The sequence below is a fragment of the Acinetobacter sp. YH12208 genome (genome assembly GCF_013418055.1).
Taxonomy (GTDB): Bacteria; Pseudomonadota; Gammaproteobacteria; order Pseudomonadales; family Moraxellaceae; genus Acinetobacter; species Acinetobacter pseudolwoffii.
Genome location: NZ_VPCT01000004.1, coordinates 101,247 through 128,162, shown reverse-complemented (window position 1 = coordinate 128,162; position 26,916 = coordinate 101,247). Strand labels below are relative to the sequence as shown.

Genomic DNA, 26,916 nt, shown 5'->3' with positions numbered 1-26,916 from the left:
ATGAATATTAATGGGTAATATTTGTTCTTTTTTAGTCCAAAAGTTCGCTCGAAAAATAAAAAAAGCAATATTTTGGTGAACCAGGATATGATAATTCGACTTTTAGCATTTTAAACGCTAGAGAAAGTTAAGCTGTTGATGCTGCTGTAGCTCGTCAAATGAATTAATACTGTGAAAAAACAGGGCACGATTTTTAAAGCTTGCCCGCTGCATGTGCATGTCAACAAAACAGAGTTTTAAACTGTGCTGATCATTTTCAAGATGTTGTATAAGAGTGGGTAAGCTGCTGTGTTTCATCAGACAGAATGGAAACAATGCCTTTTCATTGATTTCAACTACCGCCACTTCACATAAGGGATGTCGTTGCAAGGCCTGATGTAAACGTGAAATGACCTTTTTGGGGATATAGGTCACATCACAAGGCACGAACAGCACATAATCAGATTCCACATGTGACCAGGCACTCTTCATGCCCATCAATGGTCCCTGAAAGCCGGGTTCATCGTCCTGATAAAAATCAATCGAAGGAATCATCCGTTTATAAATAGAGTGATCCCGATGGCTATTGACCCAGACTTTGCTTGCCCGGGACTTCAGTTGCTGATGGATTTTAATCAGCTGGATTTCATCATCAAATTTGTGCAGCAATTTATTGATGCCATTCATGCGCCGCGCTAAACCTCCGGCCAGAATCACCACGTCGGTTTCCGGATAAGACACCGTCTTCATCACTCTTCTTTTCATTCTATGCACTCCGTCTGGCAGGCCTTAATCAGGCCTCTAATTTCTGGCAAACACGAACCGCAATTTCCTCCGGCTTTTAGACATGCAGTCACCTGTTTTTCATGCGTGATATTTTTATCTTTAATGGTTTGAATAATTCGGTTCTTGCCGACCTTAAAACAGCTACAGACCAATGCTCCTTCACTATTTCCCATCGACATGGCCTGACCTGCCAGCAATGCTTTACGATGTAATGCACTCAGACGTTCACGTCTAAACAGGCCAGCCACCCAGTCACGATCTGGCAATAATGCCGCCGGTGCGATATAAAAACTGGCAATTAACTGGCCATCCTGAAGAACCACACTATGACTGATATGCGCCGTTTGATCTTCGAGATTCAGCCATTCAAAGCTTTCATCATTAAAGTCTAAGAGACTCTTGATCTGCCCGGTGATGTCAGAAAACCTGCGCCGGTCTGCCAGTTCATAACGGATGGCCTGAGTGGTTTGAATTTTGCTCCACCACACCGTATTTTTAATCATGGTCTGGATCTGTTGTTTAAAGCCTTCCCGTACATACAGCACACCCTGCCACTGAGTATAAAATGGCTGGATCATCACCGGAGTATGCTTAAACTCTGGCTCGCCGGAAATCGGGTCAACCACCGGATTCACCACTTTGCCAATCCGCGCATCGGACGCAAACTGGTCGTTCCAGTGAATCGGTGCAAAAATCTGGCCACGTCGCATATTTTGTGAAAATTGCACACGGAGTACACAACTTCCCCAAGCGGATTTCACCTCGACCAGCTCGCCATCTTTCAGGCCATATTTCAGCCCGTCTTGCGGATGCAACTCACAATAAGGCTCGGCACGATGCTGGGATAAACTGGCAGATAATCCGGTACGGCTCATGGTGTGCCATTGATCGCGGATCCGTCCGGTATTTAGGATCAGCGGATATTCAGTAGAAATAGCATGTACCGGATCGGCTGCAACTGTTGGCACCAATCTGGCTTTGCCATCTGCATGGCTAAACTGGCCTTGGCTAAATAGTTGACCAACCTGATGAACTTCTTGCTTATCCCAGACTGGCCACTGGATCGGTGCCAGATTATGATATTCTGCAAAACTGAGATGAGTTAAACCTTGCAGGTTGAAATAGCGGAAATTTGGCGTATCTGCGCGTTGCGAAAGTGAACCATTCTGATAGGCAGATAAACGGGCATGTTCCAGAAAAATGTCATGGCTATTGTTAAAGTCAAAACCGCGAAAACCTAAGACCTGAGCCACCCGGGAAATGGCCCACCAGTCTGCTTTGGCTTCACCCGGAGCCGGCAAAAAGGCCTTTTGCCGTGAAATACGGCGCTCCGAATTGGTGACTGTGCCATCTTTTTCGCCCCAACCCAGTGCCGGTAACAGTACATCGGCATATTGCGTGGTATCAGTGTCGAGACAAATATCAGAAACCACTACAAATTCACACTTTTCCAGAGCGCGTTTAACCTGATCTGCATTGGGCAAACTCACGATCGGATTGGTGGCCATAATCCAGATGGCCTTGATTTTTCCGCTTTCCACCGCTTGAAATAAATCTACTGCTTTTAATCCGGGCTGCCGCGCGATGACCGGGCTTTGCCAGAAGTCCTGCACCAGTTGCTGATGCTGCGGGTTCTCCAAATCTAGATGGCTGGCCAGCATATTGGCCAGCCCACCGACTTCCCGTCCGCCCATCGCATTCGGTTGTCCAGTCATGGAAAAAGGTGCCGCACCGGGTTTGCCTATTTTCCCTGTCAATAAATGACAGTTGATAATGCTATTGGCCTTGTCTACTCCTTGAGAGGATTGGTTTACACCCATGGAAAACAGGCTCATGATTTTTTCGGTCTGGGCAAATTTCTGAAAAAATAAGGTTAATTTTTCAATAGCAATACCAGTACGCTTTGCCACGCTTTCAAGTGATGACTCTGTCGAGCTGCTGGCAAGTGCCTGCTCCAGACCTTGGGTATGTTGTGTAACAAAATCCAGATCAGTATAGCCATTTTGCTGAAGATACTGTAACAGGCCATTAAACAGCGCGACATCCTGACCTGGTAAAATAGGTAAGTGTAAATCTGCCGCTTCACAGGTTGCAGTAAAGCGTGGATCAATCACTACCACAAATAAATCCCGCTCTTCCTTGGCTTTCATGATGCGCTGATAAAGCACCGGATGGCACCAGGCGGTATTGGAACCGACCAGAACCACCATTTCTGTCTGCTCAAAATCTGTATAGCTGGCCGGCACCAGATCTTCGCCAAAAGCCCGCTTATGTGCAGCCACAGCAGATGACATGCACAGTCTTGAATTGGTATCAATATTGGCAGTACCAAGATAGCCCTTTAAAAACTTGTTCACCACATAATAGTCTTCAGTCAAAAGCTGGCCGGAGACATAAAAGGCGATGCTGTCGCGTCCATACTGATCAATACATTGCTGAAATTTATTGGCAATACTAGAAATGGCATGATCCCAAGTGCTTATTTGCCGCTGTTCTTTTCGACCTGTCATCGGATGCAGAAGCCGGGTTTTTAAGCCAAGTGTATCGGCAAGATGACTGCCTTTAATACACAACTTGCCCAAGTTCGCAGGATGCTGAACATCGCCTTCAATCTGAACCTTTTCACCCATCGGGGTTTGGCTTACGTGCGCGATGACACCACAGCCTACTCCACAATAAGGACAGGTCGTCTGAGTGGTTTTTATTTGGGATTCAGTAGAGCTATGTAGTTCCATAACCGGAATACTATTCATTGCTGCTGCGCTCCTTAATCATCCAAATTCACTTGTTTCACCAAAACGCTGATATCTAGCTTTTACAGGTTTGATTTAAATTTTTTCTATGTCTCAAAAGCTTTAATCCTCCCCAACCCTCCTTTAATAAAGGAGAGAGGTTCCCCTCTTGTTTTAAGAGGGGTTGGGAGATTGATCCGATTACCCTGCCTTTTTTAATGCAAAATCCCGACCAAAAAGCAGTTTGCTGCGGATATTACTAATTGGTGTCTGGTCCGCAATCAGTTCTGCATACCAAGCCCCATCTTCGGTATCGCCAAATAGCACTGCACCAATGACTTTGTCCTGCTGAATGATGATCCGTTTATAAATCTGACGCTTCTCATCATTCAGCACGATATCTTCGAAATCATTAGTCGGTTCAAAATTACCTGCCGAGAATACGTCACATCCGCTGACCTTCAGTTGGGTCGGAACAGTCGGTGCCTTAAAGGTCAGTCGGCCATGTTCAGCCAGATGCGTCGCACAGATAAAGGCCTGTCCCCATAATGGCTCAACCAATCCAAAGGTCTGGCCACGATGCTCAATACATTCACCTACCGCATAAATACTTGGGTCATAAGTCTGCATGGTGTCATTCACCAGCACCCCACGATTGCAGCGCAAGCCAGCCTGTTCAGCCAAAGTTTTATTTGGTCGGATTCCAACTGCAAAGACCACGAGCTCAGCATCCAGCACCGTCCCGTCTTTTAAGCGCAGTTGATTCACGTGGCCATCACTACCGAGTAGTTCTTCGGTGTTGGCTTCGGTGATGATCCGGATACCTTTATCTTCAATTGATTTTTTCAGCATTTGACTGGCTTTCATATCCAGCTGACGATCCATAATACGATCCATCAGGTGCAGCACAGTCACATTCATCCCCTGCTGCTTCAGTCCATAAGCTGCTTCTAGACCCAGCAACCCACCTCCAATCACGACGGCGTTTTGCCTGGTTTTGCAGTAATCCAGCATGCGGTTAACATCCTGAATATCCCGGAAGCTAATTACGCCTTCAAGTTCAGCACCCGGAATTGGCGGTACGAAAGGTTTGGAACCGGTCGCGAGGATCAGACGATCATAAGCAACTATCTCACCTTTTTCGGTATGAACCTGCTTACGTGAACGGTCGATAGCGATAGCAGCATCTCCAGCAATAAATCGAATGCCTTTTTCGGCATACCAGTCAGCTGAATGCAGCATAATTTCGGCAAAGCTTTTCTCACCAGACAATACCGGTGACAACATGATCCGGTTGTAATTTCCCCATGGCTCTTCCCCAATCACGGTAATGTCATAACGATCTGGTGCCATATCCAGCAAGTCTTCCAGACAGCGCATACCCGCCAGCCCATTCCCGACCAATACCAATTTTAAGCGCTCTGTGTTTTGACCATTACTGGAAATATAAGTCTTTTGCGGAGTTGGGCTGATAAAGACTGTGCCATTTTCAATTCGGGTTGGAAATACCAGTAATTTCTGATCTTGCTCTTCCAGACAACGGCCGGTCACCAGACTGAAATGCTGCTTGTAAATTGGGGATGCGACTACACGCTCACCTTGCAGATCGCCCAGAATGCCACGTGCCATGACATTGGCCAGACTAAACGGATCCTGATTGCTGAGCGCATACACCCGCTGTTCCTGACCCACGCGAAAAATTGCAATCTGTTGATCTTCAATCAAAGCTGCAACACCAGTATTCGGGGTGATCTCATCCAGATGACAGACTTCGTACCAGTTCAGTTCGTTCATATCTTTTAAAATTGTCATTTTCATTCTCCCTGACTGTGGTGTTTAGGCTTCAACCACTGGAATACGGTTGAGATCACGTTCAGCGTCAGTCTTTGGCCGGATCTGACCACGTACAGGTGCAAACTGAATATGCGGGTCATTCTGCTCGGCTGCTTTGGCGTTGATAAAGGTTTTAAAGCGTTTGCGTACTTCTGGATCTTCAATCGCGGTGCGCCATTCATCCTGATAAGTGCCAATCACATGCTGCATACGGCTTTCCAGTTCAGCCGCAATGCCAAGCGAATCGTGCACAATGACATCTTTCAGATAATCCAGCCCACCTTCCATATTGTCACGCCATACACTGGTGCGCTGTAGACGATCCGCCGTCTGGATATAGAACATAAAGAAGCGGTCGATATATTTGATGAGTGTGGAAGTATCCAGATCCGAGGCGAGCAGTTCAGCATGGCGCGGTTTCATACCGCCATTGCCGCATACATATAGATTCCAGCCTTTTTCGGTGGCAATGACACCGACATCCTTGCTCTGTGCTTCTGCACATTCACGGGTACAGCCAGATACTGCCATTTTAGTTTTATGTGGTGAACGCAGGCCTTTATAACGATTCTCAAGGAAAATCGCCAAGCCGACAGAGTCATCGACCCCAAAACGACACCAGGTACTGCCCACGCAAGATTTCACCGTACGTAAGGATTTGCCGTAGGCATGTCCAGACTCGAAACCGGCATTGATCAGTTTTTCCCAGATTTCAGGCAGTTGATGTACCTGCGCACCGAACATGTCAATTCGTTGTCCGCCTGTGATTTTGGTATATAGGCCATAGTCTTTGGCGATCTGACCGATGGTAATCAGGCCATCCGGGGTGATTTCGCCGCCTGCCACACGTGGCACAATCGAATAGGAACCATCTTTCTGAATATTGCCGAGGTAGTAGTCGTTGCTATCCTGCAAACCGGCATGACTTGGTTTCAGAACAAAATCATTCCAGCAGGATGCCAGAATATTGGCTACAGTCGGTTTGCAAATATCACAACCCATGCCGTGCCCATGTTGCTGGATCAGGTCAGAGAAAGTCTTGATTTCATGCACGCGTACCAGGTGATACAGTTCCTGACGCGAATAGGCGAAGTGCTCGCACAGGTGATTATTGACTGTAACCCCCTGACGCTGTAATTCAGATTTGAGAACCTGCGTTACCAGTGGTGCACAGCCACCGCACGCCGTTGCAGCCTGTGTGCATTTTTTCAGTGCACCCAATGAAGTTGCACCGCCATCAATGGCTGAACAGATATCAGCTTTGGAAACGTTATTACATGAACAGATGGTCGCACTGTCAGGCAATAAATCGACACCACTACCACCTGATTTGGAAGTTGCCTGATCAAAACCCGGCATGATCAGGCTTTCCGGTTGCTCCGGTACCGCCAGACCATTCAGCATCATTTGTAAAAGATCGCTATATTCTTTGGCACAGCCCACCAGCACCGCGCCCAGCAGCTTGGTCTTATCTGCTGACACCACGATTTTTTTATAAACCTGCGCGGCTTCATCAGCATAGAAATAACTCAAGGCACCAGGTGACATGGCATGTGCGTCACCAATAGAAGCAACATCCACTCCCATCAGTTTGAGCTTGGTGCTCATGTCGGCACCAGCGAATGTATGGCTCTCTTGGTCCAGTACATGTTTTGCCGCGATACGCGCCATGTCATAGCCCGGTGCAACCAGACCATAAATTTTATTGTCCCAAAGTGCACATTCACCAATGGCATAAATGTCCGGATGTGAGGTCTGGCAATAATCATTAATGATGATGCCGCCACGCTCACCAATCAGTAAACCACTTTGGCGCGCCAGTTCATCACGCGGACGAATGCCGGCCGAGAACAGGATGATATCGGTTTCAAGCACCGAACCATCTCCGAACTTCATTACATGCTGAGTGCTGTCACCATCTTCAATACTTGACGTGGCCTTTTGAGTATGTACCTTGACACCAAGGTCTTCAATTTTAGAGCGCAGTACCCGGCCGCCCAGATCATCAATCTGCACCGCCATCAGACGCGGAGCAAATTCTACGACATGGGTTTCCAGATTCAGATCTCGCAGGGCTTTCGCTGCTTCCAGCCCTAGCAAGCCGCCGCCAATCACTACGCCAGTTTTGGCATTCAGACTGGCTGCACGAATGGCATCCAGATCTTCAATGGTACGATAAACAAAGCAATTCTGACGGTCATTGCCCGGGATTGGTGGCACAAAGGCATAAGAACCGGTAGCGAGAATCAACTTGTCAAAACTCAGCACATCACCCTGGCTGGTGGTGACGGTTTTATGGAGCTGATCAATTTCAACCGCTTTAGTATTAAGTCGCAAATCAATGCCATAAGCATCGGCGAAATCACTACGGCATAGACTCAGATCCTTGACCGACTTGCCGCTGAAATATTCGGTCAAATGTACCCGGTCATAAGCCAAATGTGGCTCTTCTGCCAAAATGGTCAGCTCAATGTCATCACCGGCCTGTTCCAGTACAGATTCGATGAATTTATGCCCCACCATGCCATGCCCAATCATGAGAATTTTCATATCTGCGCTCCGACTATTGTTTTTTTAAAGACGATAAAAAGCCACATATCAGATCTAGTGGTTGATATGTCGACTGTTTGAATGGGTGGTAAATACCGTGCCCAGCTGTTTGAAATGCTGGATCAAAGGTTGAAATGCCCGTACGGTTTGTATTGCTGAACAACTGACCATGTCATTTATCCTGTGCTGAACGAAATATCAGTTGCACCCTTTTAAAGTGCAACTACGATCAGAACGGGCATCGTTGGCCGTTATTCGTATTGAAAGTCATCTTTGACAATTTGATAAATGCAGGAAGCATGCCAACTTTTTTAGCAACACAATGACTGATATCAGCCAGAAAATTGCAGGAAATGCTTTATTTTGATGATGGATGCCAAACTCCTGCACCAAATTGAACTCAAAATAACTCTTTGATGCACCAATATCATGGCATGTTTTTTGCATTATTCGTACTTGAATATTCCTTAGGCCTTACTTGAAAATATTCCATGTCTAAATTACGAATTGCTCTTATTGATGATGATCTGGAGCGCGCCCAATTCATCCAGGAATCGCTGCTGTTACATGATTTTCAGGTGGTGGCCTGTTTAATCCTGAATGATCTGAATATGGTGCATGTCAAAGGCATCCATGCAGATGTGATTCTGCTAAATATGGATCATCCACATCGGGATATTATTGAAAGCTGTGTCAGCCAATATGAACTTCCTACCGTACTGTTTACCCAAAACTCCAATAAAGACACCATCAAAAGTGCGATTGATGCCGGGATCACGGCTTATATTGTCGATGGTATTGATCCCAGCAAATTAGAAAGCATTCTGGAAATATCAATTGAACAGTTCCGCAAGCATAAAAAGCTGCTGAACGATTTAAAAGAAACCCAAGACAAGCTGATTGACCGTAAAGATATCGATAAAGCCAAAGCATTGCTGATCCAGCTGCATGCATTATCTGAAGAACAGGCCTTTGCCTTATTACGTAAAAATGCCATGAGTCACCGGATTACCATTGGTGAAATGGCCAGACGCCTGCTCGATGCACAGAAGCTGTTACTGGGCCAATAAGGAAAAGCATATGTCCTCATTAGAAAAAACTGAACTCAATATTGGCTATATTCCTTTACTTGATTGTGTTGCCATTCTCTGGGCTGAAAAACAGGGTTATTTTGCCGAGCAAGGATTAACCATCAATTTAATCCGCGAAGCCTCATGGTCAAGTTTGCGTGACCGTCTGGCCTATGGCTTTCTGGATGCTGCACATTGTCTGTCCGCCATGTTGCCCGCTGCTGCCCTGGGCACAGACCAGTTACAGGTGGCTTTACAAACCTCTTTGGTGCTGAGTATCAATCAGGCTTATATCAGCCTGCGTCAAGATCTATGTTATGAATTGGGAATTCATGCAGAAGATGATGAAAAAAGCAGTTCTCAGAAATTGGTGCGGGCCTTGCAACATCATCAGAAAGTGAATCTTGCCTATGTCTATAAGCATTCAATTCATCATTACTGTATAAAAGAATGGTTGGCCCTGACAGATTTCAATATTGCCCACACTATTCACCTGATGACGTCACCACCACCTTCGATGGTGAAAGGAATCTCGGAACAGATATTCGATGGCTTTTGCGTGGGAGAACCCTGGAATATTCAGGCCAAACTTGAAGGCTATAGCTTTATCGTCGCTGCGAGCCAGAATGTCATTCCAAAAGTTGCCGATAAAGTTTTGGCCATGACCCAAGAATGGGCAGAACAGCATCCATTTACTGTAGAGGCAGTGGTCAAGGCAGTACAAAAAGCGCAGAATGATTTAAAGCAGCGCAGTGATTTATCAGAAGTATGGGACATGCTGGTGGACTATCAGATTATTCAGTTTGAATGTTCCGCCCAGCGGCATGTTTATGACTTTCACAAGATCAAGAATATTATCCGGAATTTTGTTGGGGAAAGTGCCGAACCGAAAGTCGATGATTTTATCTGGCTCCTACAGCAGATGCAGAAATGGGAAAATCTTGATCTATCAGAAGATGATCAGCTACAGATTGCGCAGCAGTGCATCTATAGCTTGCAAAACCAGCATGCAGACATTATTGGCTAAATGATGTTACTGAAAAAAAGGCCTGATTTTTCGGGTCTTTTTTATTGAGTCTATTTTCCAGAAAATGATTAAAAATCTCTGTATTCTGATCTAACTTCTTAAATATGATTAAGAGTTATCTGCTAATTTTTTCTATAAAAATAAGCCCTTTTTAAAGTCATTTCAGGATTTGGGATGAAATGGCATCCATTTTGCTTAGTCAGTATTACGTTTTATAAAATTTGTAATATTGAGGGGCAACACTATGAGTTACGTTGCACGTGAACTCAGTCAAAGAAATAAATTACTGTTTGGCTTGGGGTCTTTTTTAATACCAATTCTGATTTGGTGTGCAGTCAGCTATTTGCCATTTATTTGGCATCCACAAGTCCAGATTACTGATTCAGGTAGTGTTGCCTACTTACAGATCGAAAGTCGTATTGATAAAGACCAGTTTTTTTCTGCTGCTCAGTCTGCGGTAGATCAGGGTCTGGCTCCGCCGCAGGGTATTCTGGTCAACCCGATTTATCTGCCTGCACCACATGAAGTTGCGATTGCACTGGTCACGGCCTTTACCACGGAGCCTGCTCAGGCCAATGCACCCTGGTTTCATGAAAGTCTGTGGCACAGTATCAAGCTGGTCTTTACTGCGTTCTTTATTTCTTCCTTGGTCGGTATTCCACTCGGTATTTTATGCGGGTTTTCAAATAAAATTTCCCAGCTGATCGAACCCTTTGTCGAATTCTTCCGCTATTTGCCTGCTCCGGCCTTTGGTGCACTGGCAGTGGCAATTCTCGGAATTAATGATGCACCAAAAATTGCCATTATTGTGATTGGAACCTTGTTCCAGCAAATCCTGATTATTGCCAATACCACACGTCTGGTGGATCGCAGCCTGATCGAAGCCGGTTTTACTCTGGGCACCAATAAACTCAAAAGTCTGTTACATGTGGTGATTCCTGCCGCCCTGCCTGAAATTTACCGTAATCTGCGTGTGTTGCTCGGCTGGGCATGGACTTACCTGATCGTAGCAGAACTGATCGGCAGTACCTCCGGGATTACCTGGTTCATTACCCAGCAAGCCCGCTATCAAAACTTTGATAATGTCTTTGCCGCGATCCTGATTATCGGTGTGATTGGCCTGCTTTGTGATGTGATTTTAATGAAACTGGGACAACGCTTATTTAAATGGAAACCGGGAGCCAACTGATGCAAAACACTGAATTTAATACCCGCGAATACTTTGACAAGATTTATAGCCGTCCGGTGATTCTGGAAGCGAAGCAATTGACGCAAAAATTCAGTCATGGCAAAACCGAGCGTACGGTTTTAAATGCACTAAATTTGAAAATTCATAAGCGGGAGTTCATCTGTGTGATTGGGCCTTCCGGTTGCGGCAAGTCAACCTTTAGCCGTGTAGTCGCCGGTCTGGATCCTTATAGCAGTGGTGAGATTCTGGTGGATGGCCAGCCGATTACCGGCCCAAGTCCAGAGCGTGGCATGGTGTTCCAGGGCTATACCCTGTTTCCATGGAAAACCGTCAAGGAAAATGTCATGTTTGGCCCGCGCATGAAAGGCCAAAGTAGTGCAGCTGCCGAAGCGCAGGCACGTGAATGGATCAATATCATTGGTCTGGAAAAGTATGAAAACCAGTATCCGCATGAGCTGTCTGGCGGGATGAAACAGCGTGTCGCGATTGCCCGGGCTTTGGTCAATGAACCGAAGATCCTGTTGATGGATGAACCCTTTGGAGCACTCGATCCGCATACCCGGCAAAAAATGCAGCGTCATCTGATGGATCTTTGGCAAAATATCGACATCACCATCATTTTTGTGACTCACGATATGGATGAAGCCATTTTACTGGCCGACCGTATTGTGGCGCTGAAAGCCAATCCGGGTGAAATCAAGGAAATTATCGAAGTTGATCTACCTCGTCCACGCCATCCAGACGTCATGCTTAGTCCTGAATTTAAACAGTTAAGACAACGTGTCGATTATCTGGTGCATGCTGAAGAAGATGAACTGGATCCGGCACTAGCAGAACTGCCGGTCATTCCGCGTATGACCAAGGTCAGCAGCAATAAATAATCTTATCCAAAATGCCTTTGGGACGACCCGAAGGTTTTAATCGCTGTGTTGGACGACCAACATTAGAGGTGATTATCATGCAAGCGCAATATGTACTCCCACTGGTTGATATTTCAAAATTACAAAGTCCGGATTTAGCCGATCGTATTGAAGTTGCTCATGCTCTGGATCAAGCCTGTAAAGAAGTCGGATTTCTTTATCTGCAAGGTAGCCAGTTTAATTCTGATTACGCCAAAGCCCTGATTGAAATGGCCCAGTCCTATTTTTCTCAGGATCTGGACACCAAAATGCAGCACTATATTGGCAAATCAAAAAACCATAGTGGCTATGTGCCGATTGGCGAAGAACAGTTTGCCGGCAACAGTTATGATTTAAAAGAAGCCTATGATGTCAATTATGATTATCAGGGGGTAAGAAAAGACTGTCCTTTACTTGGGCCCACCTTATGGCCAGACCATCCGGATTTCAAGTCTATTGTCAGCCAATACTATAGTCATCTGCGTGAGATCAGCCGGCAGATTTTTTCTGCCTTTGCACTGGCGTTGGGCGTTCGTGAGGACTTTTTTGAAAGCAAAATTACTGATGCACCAAGTCAGCTACGCTTGATTCATTATCCCTATAATCCGGAAGTGCAAGATGCCGAAGGCATTGGCGCACATACCGATTACGAATGCTTTACCTTGCTGTTACCCACCGCACCCGGCTTACAGGTTTTGAATAAAGCCGGCGAATGGATCGACATTCCACTGATTGAAAATACACTGGTGATGAATATCGGTGACATGATGGAAATTCTGTCAAATGGTAAATATCTCGCCACCAAGCACCGCGTGAAAAAAGTCTCTGAAGAACGTTATTCATTCCCTCTGTTTTGCGCCTGCAATTATGACACCGTGATTGAACCGGTTATTCACACTGAAAATTCCAAATATTCTGCCCTGATCGGGGGTGAGCATCTGTTTAATCAGACCGCCCAGACCTTTCAATATTTAAAACAGCGCATTGCTAGCGGTGAACTGATCTTAAAAAATGCTGTACCACTTTCCTCTTTTGGACTTGAAGAACAGGCGGAGACAGCATCATGAATCTGTTTGAAGTGATTAAGACTTTAAAGCCCACTATCCCTCAGCCAGAGATTATTCCAGAATTTTTATACGGTGCTTTCCGGCGTAAAAGTATCAGTTTTTATAATGGCCTAACCGATGAAAACACCATTGTGTACTGGTTTCAGTCGCGCAGTTTCACCATTGATCTTCGTCTAAAAAGCCAGACGGGAACTGCTGTTCAGGAACGCCAAGGCTGGATTGGCAATACGCTTTGGGATAACGCCAGCCAGCTCTTGTCTTGGGAAGTGAAAGACTACGCCAATTACCAGAATCATGTGCAGTGGCCGGAACCAGCCAAGCTACATGCGATTGGCAACTGCATTCTGGAGTTTTCTCCAAGTAATGTCTATGTCGAAGACTGGCGCCAGCAGGTACAGCATGGTTTATTTTTAGGCTTGCGCCTTCAGTCTGCACTTGATGTTCAATCTGGTCAGACACTGGAAATGGATGGTGGCCTGATTATTTGTGCTGATCATATTGCCTATGCCCTGACGCGTTTGCCTGAAGTGCAAAGTGCAGTAGCTCAAATAGATTTGAAAGCAGTCGATCCGACCGTGTTTGCCTTGGTGGAAAGTTTTGAAGTTTCTATCGGGACTGATGGTCAAGCTAAAACTTACAGCACCCGCACAAGCGAAACAGGCAAAGCCTTTAAGCTGGAAAATTTTGAAGTTCTCAATGAAACCCGTCTGGTTCAGCATGTCATTTTAGATGGTCGCGACATTGACCTGATTTTTGAGCTGGATATATACCAGCCGGATTACCAATTTCAATATGTAACCCCCACGACTACACAAGCTGAAAGCTGGCTGAAGTCAGAACAGGATCACCTGATGCAGCATGCAGAACGGGTGTTATAGGGAGAAATATGTCTTTTTTATATCTTTCGATTGCCATTATTGCAGAAGTCATTGCAACTTCTGCATTGAAAGCCTCCAATGGTTTTAGCGTGCTCTGGCCTTCACTTGCCACCATTGCCGGTTATGCCGTTGCCCTGTTTTTCCTGTCACTGACCATGAAAACCATTCCGATGGGCATTGCCTATGCAATCTGGTCTGGTGCCGGCATTATCCTGATTTCAACGGTTGGCCTCTTGGTGTTTAAACAGCAACTGGATCTTCCCGCACTGATCGGTCTGGCATTTATGATTATTGGCATTATTTTTATTAATGTTTTTTCCAAAAGTACGGAGCTTTAGCTTTTAATAATGAGCTGAATATAAAAAATCCCCAATCTGGGGATTTTTTATTGGTCTAGATTACATTCTAGAATGAGTATAGGTGCACTATTTGAGTTCTTGTACCAGAGTTGGAACAATCACGCCATCCACATTCATTTCTGTTGTATAAATGCCGTTGGCTACATTGAACTTATTCACATGGTAACTGGAACCATAGATCGAATCGAAGCCATCACCTTTGGTAAAGACTTTCTTGTTGGCGGCCAGATCCAGTAAATGCGTGCCATCAATGAACTGCATATAGGTCTTCGCATCGACACCGACACGTTTGGACATGATCTGTGCAGCATCTTCACGAGTCGCCGGGTCATTGATATATTTGACGGTTTTATCCCAAATCTGAATCACCTTTTTCCATTGCTCTTTATTGGCTTCCAGATGGGCGGGATTCACCGTCAAGGTATCGTAGATTAATCCTGGCTTGTCTTTAGAGGTGAAAATAATCTTGGAACCGGCCACCGCAGATAAAGCCTGATTCGCCACCGGCTGCCATACTGCAATCGCATCAATATCAGGAGTTGCAAATACCTGTGGCAATTCATTGGTCATGGTATTGACCAATTTAACTTCATTCAGTTTAACCTTGGCATCATCCAGTGCAGTGGACAGTAACAAGTGATCGACCAGGCCTTTTTCAGTTGCAACCGTTTTACCACGCAGATCCTGAATCGAATTAATGCCATTCTTGGCAATAATTACGTCATTTCCAGCTGAATAATCAGTCGCCATGATCATTACACCCTTGGTACCGCCAGAGCCAGTGACCAGATTATCACCATTAGTGACCAGTACGGCGTCCAGCTGATTCGCTGCGAATGCAGAGAGTGAAGCAGAATAGTCAAACCATTTAAAATCGGCATTAACTCCGGCATCTTCCAGCCAGCCTTTTTCAATCGCCACCTGCCAGGCCACAAATCCCGGCCAGTCACTATAACCAATCCGGATGGGCTGAGTATTTACACTCCCTTCTGCCTTGGCATTTGGTTCAGGTACTTTAGCGGTATTGTCACAACCGCTAAAAAGGATTGCAGACAGTACGGAAACGGACATCAGTGCTTTTTTGATCATTTTGCGACTTCCCCTATGCATTCACATTTAAATTTGGTATTTGAAAGTTGTTTAGATTTCATAAATTCGCGCCAGCCACCGAAATGACTGATATCTGTTGCATCTTCAAGTGCATAGCCTTCACAGATAAAGCCTTTCACCCAAGTACCATCAATCAGCTGGACATTGCCGATCCCCAAAGGCGCCGGAACTTCTGCAACAATGTCTCCGAACAGTGCACGCGGAATGTCCCAGACCTCTACTTCAATTGAAAAACCTTTCGCGCTGTATTGCAGGCCGGGTTTTGGCGGTGTGGTATTTTTTAATGCATACAGTTTGTAATGCGAAGCAGTCCGGGTCTGCTTGATCAGGGTGCCACCGCGTGTGGTCAGCTGAAAATTCAGCGGCATTCCGCTTAGATGTGCACCGACGACAGCCAGTTTGACGCTGTGACCCGATGAGATTTCAGTTGTTTTTTCATATGGGCGTTCAGAGGTGCCTAGCTTCAACTGGCTTGCCTGCTGCCATTTTTGCCCGAATTTGGCCAGTGCTTCATCCATCCAGGCTGGTGCAATAAAGGTCACGCCCGTTGGCAAACCATCGGCACGAATGCTATTGGGTAGCGCCAAAGCCGAAAGATCGGCAAAATTGACAAAATTGGTATAAGCGCCCATGTGACTGTTTTTTACCAGAGGGTCCGCTTCTACTTCTGCAATGCGATAAATGGTAGGTGCGGTAGGCACCATCAATGCATCATAATCCGTCAAGGTATTTTGAATGATACGGCTCAGGCGGGCGCGTTCATATTCATCCTGCATGGCATCGACTGCACTGAACCGGTCTGCCTGCGCAATAATCTGGCCAATGACCGGATGGGTCTGCTCGCGTTGCAACATTTTTTCAACGGCACTGGTGCGTTCAGCCACCCAAGAGCGGTTATACAAGGCCGCTGCCAGTTGCTGAAATGGAGCAAAATCAATCGGCTCAACTGTATAACCCAAGCTTTGTGCACGTGCGATCGCCAGCTGGAATGCTTTTTCAGTTTCGGCATCGCCATAAAATTCCAGTGTATCCGGAATGGCAATTTTCCCTTTTGAAAATTGGCTCGGTACATTTTGAGGATGTACTCGGGAATAATCATCACTGGCATCATAGCCCTGCATGACTTGCGCCACCTGCCAGGCATCATCCACCGTTAAGGCAAAAATCGAAATCACATCGATGGTACGGCAAGCCGGAATCAGGCCTGTAGTTGAAAACCAGCCTTTGGTCGGTTTGAGTCCGACCATATTATTGTGCCCTGCTGGTACACGTCCTGAACCTGCAGTATCTGTACCTAGTGAAAATGGTACTAATCCATTGGCTACCACCACGCTGGAACCTGAGCTCGAACCGCCACTGATATATTCAGGATTAAAGCTGTTCTTCACCGCGCCGTATGGAGAGCGAACACCGACCAGACCTGTCGCAAACTGATCCAGATTGGTTTTACCCACGACGATTGCACCGGCAGCTTTTAATTTGGCTACTGCGGTTGCATCGGAAGTCGCCAGATAAGCTGCTTCTTTACACGCTGCTGTGGTATAGAACCCTGCAACATCAATATTGTCCTTGACTGCAAATGGCACCCCATAAAGTGGCAAGCTTGCACTATCTACACCAGGCAATGCATCAATTTGTGCCTGTAATTGGGCTGCCGTCGCAATTGAAATCCAGGCATGATCATCATTATTCAACCCGGCAACATACTCAATCAGGTCACTAAGCTGGATATTGTTATTCTGGTAGGCGTGTTGCCAGTCCTGTACAGTCCATAAGTTGTGCACAGCTGTTCTCCTTAAGTGTGTTCGGTATTTTGTGGAATGGGCGGCATGACGGCATCCATCAGTTCGAGATGCCCTTTAATCACGCCTTTCAATGCAATAAATTGTTCGCTAATTTCTTTCAGATCACTGCTCGCGCCCTGCATCAGCATGACTTGTAGAATTTTTTTATCATCCAGCTGGATATGAAGCGAATTGATCACTTGTGCCAGATACTGCTGCTGCAGATCGACCAGCTGACTGCGCAGCGGCTTCAAACTGACGTCATAGAGCAAGGTAAGTGTACCGACCATGACTTCATCGCGAATCACCAGATCATCAATCAGGTGGCGGTTAATCATGTCGACAATGGCCTGCGAGCGGCTTTCATAGTGTTGCTCGACAATTTTTTGATCCATCGCATGCAGCGTGGTTTCTGGCACGGTAATACTGATCCGTGCCAATTTTTGTTTAGGCACGATGTTGATCCTTGGGTTGTTGGTATTGTGAAGACTGTTTAATGTGAAAGCCTGCGCGTACGCTGAGCAGCTCAACCAAAAAGTGAAGCCATGGATGCATTTTTTTATTTGATGTCGGATTGTTCATGTGCATCTCCTGTGGATATTACAAAACCAAAATTTCGTATTACTTAGGAAAATGCAGAAAGCGTGCCAATTTTTAGTTATTTGGATGAAGTGAATAAACTTATATAAAAGGGCGAAAAAAAGCCCCATAACATTGAAATGGGGCTTGTTCTAAAGCAAAAGTAAGTTTTGTATTTCACCGGTTTATTCCATTTTGATTGCTCATGTCCTTGCTATTCTTTTTATACATGAATGGTTAACCGATGTTTGTGATTATGAGTGATCAAGTGTATTGTTCTCCTCTATTTATGTTGTATATAAATAAATGCATTAAGCGTGCCACAATATAAAATTGAATAGATTTAAGCACAATGCTTTTAAAATCTATCACATACATATAGTGAGCTAGATCAAGGAGGATTTACTTTTTTAAATATGCCTAAAAAGTAAACTATTTTGCACCATTGGGGTTCGAGTGTGCATCAAAGTGTGGCTGAGTTGTTCAGGCAACTGTATGCCTCTGCTTTCTATATTTGAAACTAAGATTACTAAACTTGAATCAATTACTATTTCATAACTCATTTGAAAAGTAATGAATTACTGCTAAATTAGCTCCCATATTTGGGGGGCTTTTTATGACAGAAAAATTATATTATTGGGCTGAAAATTTAGATGACTATAGCTCTGACAATGATGTTGAATATGATGAAATTATTGAGATTAAAAGACTAAATTTTTTCATTGGAAAAAATAATGCCGGGAAAAGTAGATTTTTACGTAAATTATTTCAAACAACAATGGATTTTGCAAAATTTCAAAAATATGATTTAACAATAGAAATTAATAATCTCTGTAAATATTTAAATGCAACAAAATTTAGAAGGCCAACTCGACATGGTCAAGACAACTCATGGAGTTCTAATGGTACATCACCTGTAAATGCCAATGAAATATTTCAAATAACCTCAGAAATTCAATTTATTAATAGCTGTAAATTCAATTTTGATTCTGTAAAAGATTTAGTTGCTCAAACTAAATCGAAAATTTCTAATTACAAAGAAGAATCTAGTAATTCTAAAGAAAAATTAGAAGATTTATTTTCGAAAATAGATAATAAAATTGCAAGAATTGAACTACAAGAAAATTTTAAACATGGGAAATTATATATTCCTATATTGAGAGGGATGCGCCCTGTTACCAACCTTGAAAATAAACAACCTTACATTGAGCGTGCCCAAAAAGATTATTTTTCGGATACAACTCAATTTAATTCTGAAAATATTATTACAGGTGAATGTCTATACCATGAACTTAAAATCCATTTGTTAGGCGAGCCTGAACAACGAGATTTAATCAAAAGTTATGAAGAAAAACTAAGCCAATATTTTTTTGATAATGAACTTGTTTCACTCATACCTAAACACGATCAAGATGTTGTGAATATTAAAATTGGAAAAGATAAACAATTTCCTATCTCTCAATTAGGTGACGGCCTGCAACAAGCAATTATTTTGACATATGAAGCCTACATAAAAAGCAAAGATAACGAGGGTTACCCAGAACCGCACGCATTTTTTATAGAAGAACCTGAACTTCACATGCATGCTGGTATGGTTCGTCAATTGATGAATTTCTACTTAAACGAAACACCTCATTATTATTTCTTTACAACGCACTCAAACCACTTACTCGATATGGCTGATGAATCTGATCAAGTCATGATTCAGAAATTTGTAAAGCAACCCAAAGTAGATAATCCAAGTAAATTTGATTTTAAAATTCATCGTTGTGACAGAGATCGTGACTTACTTGCTTCATTAGGTGTACGTCCTTCTTCTATTTATTTGGCTAACTGTACGATTTGGGTGGAAGGCATTACAGATCGACTGTATATCACTAAATATATGCAGAAATATTTAGATGTATTAAAACAAGAAGAAACTTTAGTGGTTGAAGGAAAACCTAATAATTTAGATTTATATAAATTTAGGTCATCAGATATTCAAAGATTAATGCCGAATTACCATTACACATTTGTAGAATATGCTGGTAGCAACTTAACGCATTGGGATTTTAGTGACGAATTTACTGATCATTTAGATGATTGCGGTATGAACGCTCTCTTAACTTCTAGTAGTGTGTTTCTTATAGCTGATGGTGATATTAAAACTAAAAATAAAGGCATGAGAGCTACAAGTTTAGAAGAAAAACTAGGAGAAAAGTTTTTCCTTTTAGAGTGTAAAGAAACTGAAAATACCCTGCCATCAAACATTATTTATCATGCTTGCCGTATTAAATTTTTAGGCTTAAATGGTGCTTTTCAGGATGATGAGACAAAAAGAAATGCTCTTTCCAATCATCTATCCATGGATGGTATGCAAGCAGATACCAAAGAAGGTTTTGATATTGTCACTCTAATAGAAGAACATGATTATTTTCATGCAAAAAATGGTATTGGTAAAATTCTTGATGACCAAATTAGAGTTGGTAATCCTAGAACTACTGATGACAAGCCTAAAAAATGTTTTTCTGACCAATCAGGCACTATTAAAGAAAAACTTAAATTTTGTCGCTTAGTTCTAACGGTCATGGATCATGTTGAATGGGAATTAACCGAATCTGCCAAAGAACTATGTGAAAAAATTTTCGAACACATTATTTCTGAAAACCCTTTACCAAATAAAAAGACCGCTTAAGCGGTCTTTTTATTCCTATCTCATCAAGCCACTGGCGCCAACGTAAACAACACCTGCCCTGTTTTTACCGTTTGTCCTTTTTCAATGGTAATCGCATCTACACGCATACGCTCAGGTGCAATAATTGGAATCTCAATCTTCATCGCTTCAATGACAGCAAGCGTTGCACCTTCTTCCACAATATCGCCCGATGCACATTCAATTTTCCAGATTGAACCTGGCATATGCGATTCCACTGCACAACCACCTTCAGGCACTTCTACACCTTCACCATCATCCACAGCATCCAGACTTTCAGAGACATATTCCGCAAGCCCTGCTTCATGCCAACGACGGCGTTCAGAATCAAAATTCGCTTGTTGCACCGCTTTAAAGGCAGAAATGGATGCTTGGTTTTCGGTTAAGAAGTCATTGTATTCTTTTAAGTTCAATACACCGTCTTCAATACGCAGTTTTAAACGACCTGCTTTAAAGTCCTCACGCATCTGCATGAGTTCAGCTTCAGATACTTCATAAAACTTAATTTGATCAAAGAAGCGTAATAACCACGGCATACCTTGTTCAAAGTCTGGGTTTTTACGGTAACGTGACCACATTTGCGAGGTACGACCCACAAACTGATAGCCACCCGGACCCTCCATACCGTAAACACACATATACGCACCGCCAATACCAACGGCATTTTCAGGTGTCCAAGTACGTGCAGGGTTATATTTAGTCGTGACTAAACGCTGACGTGGATCAAGTGGCGTTGCCACAGGCGCACCCAAATACACATCACCCAAGCCCATGACCAAATAACTTGCGTTATAGACCACATCTTTCACGGCTTGTTTGTCTTTTAAGCCATTAATACGACGGATAAACTCGATATTGTCAGGACACCACGGTGCATCAGGTCGCACAGTTTGCATATAGCGTTCTGTTGCGAGTTGGGTTTGTGAATCTTCCCACGCAAGCGGTAAATACACGGTGCGTGATGGCACTTGCATCTCGGTCACATCAGGCAGTTGTTCTTCTGCGACTTGAAGCATACGCAATAAATCAATTTGATCGAGCTGAGTCGAATCAAAATGAATTTGCAGTGAACGAATACCCGGTGTCAGGTCAATAATGCCTTGAATATTTTGATCTTTGACCCATTGCATCAGCGCATGAATACGGAAACGTAGGTTTAAATCTAAAACCAATTCGCCATATTCAACGAGCATATAGTTATTGCCCGCAGGGCGATACACCACATCAGGAGTGCCATTTTGACCTTTTAACGTATCTAAAATGGCAGATTTTAAGGTGCTGATTTCGGGATAGAACGATTCATCAAAGGTCACCGCTTGTGTATCTTGAGCAGTTAATTGCGCATGATATTTTTCATTCAGCAATTTCGCTTGATGGTAGCTGACAGGCAAAAATTTGACTTTATCGCCTGCTTTGAGCTGACCGAGTTTCCATAGTTCAGAGTTGATCACCACCGCAGGACAAACAAAACCACCAAGGCTTGGACCATCTGGCCCTAAGATAATTGGCATATCACCCGTAAAGTCGATCGCCCCAATGGCATAGGCATTGTCATGAATATTGGATGGATGCAGACCCGCTTCACCACCATCCTGACGTGCCCATTCAGGTTTTGGACCAATCAAACGGATACCAGTACGGCTTGAGTTAAAGTGAATTTCAAATTCGTTAGCAAAGAAAATATCAATGTCGTTTTTGGTAAAGAAATCAGGCGCACCATGTGGACCATACATCACCGCAATTTCCCAAGTATTTGAGAATGTTGGGATTTGATCTTCATTTAATGCTTTCACTTCATCGGATGTAAATGCCGTGATTGGAAGCATATCGCCAATCAGTAAGTTACGCCCTGCATGACCGCCAAACTGACCAAGTGTAAAGGTCGCTTGTGAGCCTAAATATTCAGGGACATTCAGACCGCCTTTAATGCAGATATAGGTACGGCAACCTGTGGCGATCTTGCCACATTTCAACACCTGACCTTTACGCACATTAACGGTTTGCCACATTGGGACAGCAACACCATCCAACGTCGATGGCATATCGCCACCTGCCAAGACAATTTGGCTATCGCAATGGAATTTTAAGCTTGGGCCTTGCAAGGTACATTCGAGCCCTGCGGTATTTGGTGCATTGCCTAACAGTTGGTTCGCAACATTTAAAGACAGCGGATCAATCGCACCTGATGGCGGTACGCCGACATCCCAATAGCCCAAACGGCCTGTGACATCTTGCACGGCGGTTTGAATGCCCGCTTGTAGCACTTCAATTTTTTGAGTTTTCCACTCAAAGGTATTTAAAAAACGTGTGGTTTGCGTACCGGCTTTAAAGACATTGCAGTCGATAATGTTTTGTAGATATTCAAGGTTGGTTTCAATGCCCGCCACTTGGGTTTTAGCGAGCGTAACTGTCATGGCTTGAATTGCAGAATCACGATCATCCGCAGTCACAATAATTTTGGCAATCATCGGGTCATAGAAAGATGACACGTTTGAACCTGTTTCTACCCATGTTTCATTACGCACATTGGCATCAAACTCAACATGCGTTAAAAGCCCTGCACTTGGCTGAAAGTTTTTGATTGGATCTTCGGCATAGAGACGAACTTGAATCGAATGACCTTGAGACTCAAGTTTTGATGTCGGTGCAACCCAATCACCACTGCCTAAAGTCACCATCCATTCAACAAGATCGACACCAAATACTTGTTCAGTGACGCCATGTTCCACTTGTAGACGGGTATTCACTTCCAAGAAATAGAACTCTTGTGTATCAGTATCCATCACAAATTCAACGGTTCCTGCCGAGCGGTAGTTCACCGACTGCATCAATTGAATCGCGACATTTTGGATATAAGCACGTTGTTCATCATTCAGATGTGGTGCAGGCGTTTCCTCAATGACTTTTTGGTTACGACGTTGTACCGAACAATCACGCTCACCGAGTGCTAAGATTAATCCATTGCCATCACCAAAGATTTGTACTTCGATATGACGGGCATTTTGTACAAATTTCTCGAGATATAAACCTGCATCTTTAAAGTTGGCTTGTGCTAAATAGGACACGGTTGTGTAAGCTTCTTTCAACTCCTCCGCATTCCACACCAAACGCATGCCAATACCACCACCACCTGCGGTACTTTTCAGCATCACAGGATAGCCAATACGCTCAGCCTCAAGCAGGGCTTCAGCTTCATCAGCCAATAATTGGCTACCTGGCAATAACGGTACATTGGCTTGAATCGCCAATTCACGTGCAGTGTGTTTCAGACCAAATGCTTTCATTTGCTCGGCATTTGGGCCCAAGAACACAATGCCTTGTGCTTCACAGAGATTACAGAATTCGGCATTTTCAGACAGGAATCCATAGCCCGGATGAATCGCTTGCGCACCGGTATGTTTGGCCACTTCTAAGATTTTATCGACATTCAGATAGCTTTGGCTTGCAGGTGCATCACCAATAAAGACCGCTTCATCAGCTAAAGTCACATGCAAGGAATCACGATCTGCTTCCGAATACACCGCAACCGATTGGATGCCTAATTTTTTAAGGGTACGGATGACACGACAAGCAATTGCACCACGGTTGGCGATGAGAACTTTATTAAACCCATATTTTAAAGTCATAGTCTTATACCTCGCCTTCACGGACAATCAGTTGAATTTTTGTTGGGTTATAGGCATTACATGGGTTATTCAGTTGTGGGCAGTTTGAGATCAACACAATCAAATCCATCTCAGCTTTAATTTCCACATATTTGCCCGGTGCAGAAATCCCATCATCAAATTTCAGGTGACCATCTGAAGTTACAGGTACATTCATAAAAAAATTAATATTTGGACCGATATGGCGCACATTCAGACCATGCTTTTTCGCAATCGGATGTTGTGACAATGCAATCATGAAATTGTTACGGCAACTGTGCATTGGATATTTATCATGCGCATAACGAACCGTGTTACTTTCACATGAACATGCACCGCCTAAAGTATCGTGGCGACCGCAGTTGTCATCATGAATACTCGCAATTTTATTGCCAAAGTTGGTATATAAAGTCGTACCTTTTTCTAGATAAATTTGACGGTTCATCGCCAAAGTATCGGTTGCGCTATAACGCTCTTCAGGGTTATGTGCGGAAATAAACAAAGTATCCACCGCCTGATTGCCTTCTAGATCCACGATGCGGAAATACTGGCCTTTTTTGACTTCGCACATCCACGCTTCACCGGCAGGACAAACTTCGCTGAGTACTGATTTTTCTAGGTTTACTAATGCAGTCATGATTATTCCCCTTAAGCAGTTAAAGCGTAGTAGCGGTTATTATTTTGGAACGCACGCTGATTTTGCGGGCATGAATCACGGCAGACATCGGTGTCGCCTAAAGGAAGTGCTTTAAACAGTGAGAGTTGAATATCAGCGGGTACATATTCAGATGAGTTATCTAAGGCATGCGGTGCGCTAGATAAAAACACCAAACAATCCATTTCAAAGCGCAGTTCAATCACTTGATCGGTATTGTCAGACTTCACATAAGACAAGTTGCCGTTGTCATCCGGTTGAACTTTTGAGAAGAGGTTTAAAGTATTGCTTAAGTCCGTAGCCGATAAACCAAACTTGGTCATCTCTAAAAGCAGACTGTCTTTGCCATTGCGGTACATATCGTTACGGGCATCCTGGAAGGTCTTCGTGCCAAACTGTGCTTCAATTTGCGGTGCGGTACTTGGTGCACAAAAAGCATCATTCCAACCGTGGTCATCTTTGACAATTGACACCATCGCACGACCCAAATCTGACGCCAAAATGTGCCCTGTACTTAAAAATGCGCTGTGTTGACCTTTAAGGCTGTCTGGCATGTTATAGGCTTCAAGCTTGTCTTCACTATTCACACAAAACAGTGAAACATTGGTATTTGCGCCCAAGGATTTGAGTTGTAAAACTGCGCCACGTTGAATGCGCGCTGACCAGTGATGGCCACCCGGTAAAAGTTCAGTCCAAAGTGCGGAATCTTCGTGATAAGTAGTTGTGCTCATAACAGCCTCTGCATCTAACTTGTACGGTTTACCTCCCGGGCTTTTATCCCTCCGTGTAGCTTTGGTTTTAACAAACCTAGCCGTGAACTCTCGGTCGCAGACGCAGTCTTAAAAAAATAACTGCCGGAACCCTAGATCACTTTGTCTATGACAGAGTTAATGCAAAGGCTGTGCCAAATCAGTAATACTATTTTCCCGTTTGGTAATACTTTTTTGAGCTGGAACTGATCAATTCAGGTGCAAGGCTCTGAAAAAGGCATCAAGATGTACCAAAATAAAAAATTCCCGGCTTGAACCAGGAATTTTAAAATCTAGAGATGAAGATTAAATCAAGCCTTCCATGTTGCAAGCTTATTTACTTAAAATCTCATGCAGCATATTACGTAGCCATTGATGGCTGGTTTTATGATGACAGGACATATGCCAATACTGCTTTACGGAATAGGTCGGGAAAGCAATCGGTGCCTCAAAAATCTTGAGATTGCCGCGTGATAATAAAACTTCACTCAAATAATAAGGCACGGTCGCAATCGCATCGGTTTCCTGTACCACCAGTCCTACCCCCAGATAACTTGGCAGACGCATTAGAATGTCACGCTTAAGTTCCAGATTCAGCAATTCATTTTCAATATGGTAATGCCCCATCCCGGCATCAATATCGATATGGGTTTCACGTAAATACTCTTCGGTCGTGATGCTGTCACCGGTCAGGCGCGGATGGTCTTTCGCTGCGATCACTACATAATATTGCTCAAACAGTTTCTGCTGATAAAAGCCATTCTCCAGATTTGGCAAGAAGCCCAAAGCCAGATCAATCTCACCATTGGCCATCTGATAACTGGTTTCCGAGGTAATCGGACGCACATTAAGACGGATATGGGATGCATGCTGCTTCAGATACTGGGAAATTTTTGGCAATAACACCAGATGCGATACATCGGTCATCGCTAGTGTAAAGCGCTGCTGTGAAGTGACCTGATCAAAATTGATCGTAAAATTATTGATTGCTTCAACTTTGCTCAGTGCTTCGCTGACCAAGGGAAAGAGCTGTTTGGACAGATCCGTAGGTAGCATCTCATTGCCAATACGTAAAAATAAAGGATCACCATAATGCTGGCGAATTTTATTCAGCAGATTGCTCACCGCTGGCTGGCTCATATCTAAATGATCGGCTGCCTGAGATACGTTTTTAAATTTATAGACATAATAAAAAATACTGAGCAATTTACAGTCAAGTTCAAACACAGAAATACATTTCCTTTAACTTTCTCATCATTCGGACAGGTCTTTCATCCGCATAAGTCTATTGAGGGTCAGATTAAAATATAACACTTCGCAACTATTTTCAG

At 43.9% G+C, this 26,916-nt stretch carries 20 protein-coding genes and 1 riboswitch; of the genes, 8 read left to right on the top strand and 12 right to left on the bottom strand.

Annotation, left to right across the window (positions count from 1 at the left end):
* Positions 1-117: 117 nt before the first annotated feature.
* From FTU95_RS05975 to nirB, 4 genes are all read right to left on the bottom strand, one after another.
* A complete protein-coding gene (locus FTU95_RS05975) occupies positions 118-744 on the bottom strand; it encodes an NTP transferase domain-containing protein (protein ID WP_005096934.1) in 627 nt (208 codons plus the stop codon).
* Positions 741-3,518: a nitrate reductase gene (locus FTU95_RS05970; protein ID WP_180077846.1), complete on the bottom strand. Its 2,778-nt coding sequence runs from the start codon at positions 3,516-3,518 to the stop codon at positions 741-743. The genes FTU95_RS05975 and FTU95_RS05970 overlap by 4 nt, the downstream gene beginning before the upstream one ends.
* Before the next feature lie 180 nt (positions 3,519-3,698).
* Positions 3,699-5,309, bottom strand: coding sequence for a nitrite reductase small subunit NirD (nirD, locus tag FTU95_RS05965; protein WP_180077844.1), 1,611 nt, complete (start codon positions 5,307-5,309; stop codon positions 3,699-3,701).
* Positions 5,310-5,333: 24 nt separating this feature from the next.
* Complete coding sequence (nirB, locus tag FTU95_RS05960; RefSeq protein ID WP_218944625.1) at positions 5,334-7,880, bottom strand: nitrite reductase large subunit NirB; 2,547 nt, start codon at positions 7,878-7,880, stop codon at positions 5,334-5,336.
* Positions 7,881-8,371: 491 nt separating this feature from the next.
* Here nirB and FTU95_RS05955 point away from each other — a divergent pair, with 491 nt between their 5' ends.
* The 7 genes from FTU95_RS05955 (at position 8,372) to FTU95_RS05925 (ending at position 14,348) form a co-directional block, all read left to right on the top strand.
* Entirely contained in the window at positions 8,372-8,950 is a 579-nt protein-coding gene (locus FTU95_RS05955; protein WP_100328604.1) for an ANTAR domain-containing response regulator, read from the top strand.
* A 10-nt stretch (positions 8,951-8,960) separates the two neighbouring features.
* Entirely contained in the window at positions 8,961-9,977 is a 1,017-nt protein-coding gene (locus FTU95_RS05950; RefSeq protein WP_180077842.1) for a CmpA/NrtA family ABC transporter substrate-binding protein, read from the top strand.
* Between the two features lie 244 nt (positions 9,978-10,221).
* Positions 10,222-11,166, top strand: coding sequence for an ABC transporter permease (locus tag FTU95_RS05945; protein ID WP_180077840.1), 945 nt, complete (start codon positions 10,222-10,224; stop codon positions 11,164-11,166).
* A complete protein-coding gene (locus FTU95_RS05940; protein ID WP_064096740.1) occupies positions 11,166-12,047 on the top strand; it encodes an ABC transporter ATP-binding protein in 882 nt (293 codons plus the stop codon). Before FTU95_RS05945 ends, FTU95_RS05940 begins: the two co-directional genes overlap by 1 nt.
* 77 nt (positions 12,048-12,124) lie before the next feature.
* On the top strand, positions 12,125-13,132 hold the full coding sequence (locus FTU95_RS05935; RefSeq protein ID WP_180049375.1) for an isopenicillin N synthase family oxygenase: 1,008 nt from the start codon (positions 12,125-12,127) through the stop codon (positions 13,130-13,132).
* Positions 13,129-14,010: a hypothetical protein gene (locus FTU95_RS05930; RefSeq protein ID WP_180049373.1), complete on the top strand. Its 882-nt coding sequence runs from the start codon at positions 13,129-13,131 to the stop codon at positions 14,008-14,010. The genes FTU95_RS05935 and FTU95_RS05930 overlap by 4 nt, the downstream gene beginning before the upstream one ends.
* 8 nt (positions 14,011-14,018) lie before the next feature.
* On the top strand, positions 14,019-14,348 hold the full coding sequence (locus FTU95_RS05925; protein ID WP_114541230.1) for a multidrug efflux SMR transporter: 330 nt from the start codon (positions 14,019-14,021) through the stop codon (positions 14,346-14,348).
* A gap of 87 nt (positions 14,349-14,435) precedes the next feature.
* Here FTU95_RS05925 and FTU95_RS05920 read toward each other — a convergent pair whose 3' ends face one another.
* From FTU95_RS05920 to FTU95_RS15020, 4 genes are read right to left on the bottom strand one after another with little or no spacing between them, the layout of a single operon-like run.
* On the bottom strand, positions 14,436-15,458 hold the full coding sequence (locus FTU95_RS05920; protein ID WP_180049371.1) for an ABC transporter substrate-binding protein: 1,023 nt from the start codon (positions 15,456-15,458) through the stop codon (positions 14,436-14,438).
* A complete protein-coding gene (gene atzF / locus FTU95_RS05915; protein WP_180049369.1) occupies positions 15,455-17,263 on the bottom strand; it encodes an allophanate hydrolase in 1,809 nt (602 codons plus the stop codon). The genes FTU95_RS05920 and atzF overlap by 4 nt, the downstream gene beginning before the upstream one ends.
* Before the next feature lie 11 nt (positions 17,264-17,274).
* On the bottom strand, positions 17,275-17,718 hold the full coding sequence (locus FTU95_RS05910) for a transcriptional regulator (protein ID WP_180049367.1): 444 nt from the start codon (positions 17,716-17,718) through the stop codon (positions 17,275-17,277).
* Entirely contained in the window at positions 17,711-17,845 is a 135-nt protein-coding gene (locus tag FTU95_RS15020) for a hypothetical protein (protein WP_257220109.1), read from the bottom strand. Before FTU95_RS15020 ends, FTU95_RS05910 begins: the two co-directional genes overlap by 8 nt.
* A 613-nt stretch (positions 17,846-18,458) precedes the next feature.
* Between FTU95_RS15020 and FTU95_RS05905 the strand changes: the two genes are divergently transcribed.
* Positions 18,459-20,519, top strand: coding sequence for an AAA family ATPase (locus tag FTU95_RS05905; RefSeq protein WP_180049366.1), 2,061 nt, complete (start codon positions 18,459-18,461; stop codon positions 20,517-20,519).
* 23 nt (positions 20,520-20,542) lie between these two features.
* On the opposite strand, the gene uca is transcribed toward FTU95_RS05905, so the two are convergent.
* The 4 genes from uca to FTU95_RS05885 form a co-directional block, all read right to left on the bottom strand.
* Entirely contained in the window at positions 20,543-24,163 is a 3,621-nt protein-coding gene (uca, locus tag FTU95_RS05900; protein ID WP_180049365.1) for an urea carboxylase, read from the bottom strand.
* Positions 24,164-24,167: 4 nt separating this feature from the next.
* A complete protein-coding gene (locus tag FTU95_RS05895) occupies positions 24,168-24,818 on the bottom strand; it encodes an urea amidolyase associated protein UAAP2 (RefSeq protein ID WP_005266347.1) in 651 nt (216 codons plus the stop codon).
* Positions 24,819-24,829: 11 nt separating this feature from the next.
* The gene (locus FTU95_RS05890) at positions 24,830-25,567 is read right to left on the bottom strand and encodes an urea amidolyase associated protein UAAP1 (RefSeq protein WP_064102896.1); all 738 of its coding nucleotides are present in this window, start codon (positions 25,565-25,567) and stop codon (positions 24,830-24,832) included.
* Positions 25,568-25,597: 30 nt separating this feature from the next.
* Positions 25,598-25,713: riboswitch (guanidine-I (ykkC/yxkD leader) on the bottom strand.
* Positions 25,714-25,918: 205 nt separating this feature from the next.
* Positions 25,919-26,812, bottom strand: a complete 894-nt coding sequence (locus FTU95_RS05885; protein ID WP_004647024.1) for a LysR family transcriptional regulator — start codon at positions 26,810-26,812, stop codon at positions 25,919-25,921.
* Positions 26,813-26,916 lie beyond the last annotated feature (104 nt).

Coding starts and splice junctions, on each gene's coding strand:
- nirB (WP_218944625.1), bottom strand. CDS start 7,880: ATGAAAATTCTCATGATTGGGCATGGCATGGTGGGGCATAAATTCATC.
- nirD (WP_180077844.1), bottom strand. CDS start 5,309: ATGACAATTTTAAAAGATATGAACGAACTGAACTGGTACGAAGTCTGT.
- FTU95_RS05890 (WP_064102896.1), bottom strand. CDS start 25,567: ATGAGCACAACTACTTATCACGAAGATTCCGCACTTTGGACTGAACTT.
- FTU95_RS05930 (WP_180049373.1), top strand. CDS start 13,129: ATGAATCTGTTTGAAGTGATTAAGACTTTAAAGCCCACTATCCCTCAG.
- FTU95_RS05920 (WP_180049371.1), bottom strand. CDS start 15,458: ATGATCAAAAAAGCACTGATGTCCGTTTCCGTACTGTCTGCAATCCTT.
- FTU95_RS05970 (WP_180077846.1), bottom strand. CDS start 3,518: ATGAATAGTATTCCGGTTATGGAACTACATAGCTCTACTGAATCCCAA.
- FTU95_RS05895 (WP_005266347.1), bottom strand. CDS start 24,818: ATGACTGCATTAGTAAACCTAGAAAAATCAGTACTCAGCGAAGTTTGT.
- uca (WP_180049365.1), bottom strand. CDS start 24,163: ATGACTTTAAAATATGGGTTTAATAAAGTTCTCATCGCCAACCGTGGT.
- FTU95_RS05955 (WP_100328604.1), top strand. CDS start 8,372: ATGTCTAAATTACGAATTGCTCTTATTGATGATGATCTGGAGCGCGCC.
- FTU95_RS15020 (WP_257220109.1), bottom strand. CDS start 17,845: ATGAACAATCCGACATCAAATAAAAAAATGCATCCATGGCTTCACTTT.
- FTU95_RS05975 (WP_005096934.1), bottom strand. CDS start 744: ATGAAAAGAAGAGTGATGAAGACGGTGTCTTATCCGGAAACCGACGTG.
- FTU95_RS05905 (WP_180049366.1), top strand. CDS start 18,459: ATGACAGAAAAATTATATTATTGGGCTGAAAATTTAGATGACTATAGC.
- FTU95_RS05935 (WP_180049375.1), top strand. CDS start 12,125: ATGCAAGCGCAATATGTACTCCCACTGGTTGATATTTCAAAATTACAA.
- FTU95_RS05945 (WP_180077840.1), top strand. CDS start 10,222: ATGAGTTACGTTGCACGTGAACTCAGTCAAAGAAATAAATTACTGTTT.
- FTU95_RS05950 (WP_180077842.1), top strand. CDS start 8,961: ATGTCCTCATTAGAAAAAACTGAACTCAATATTGGCTATATTCCTTTA.
- FTU95_RS05925 (WP_114541230.1), top strand. CDS start 14,019: ATGTCTTTTTTATATCTTTCGATTGCCATTATTGCAGAAGTCATTGCA.
- FTU95_RS05940 (WP_064096740.1), top strand. CDS start 11,166: ATGCAAAACACTGAATTTAATACCCGCGAATACTTTGACAAGATTTAT.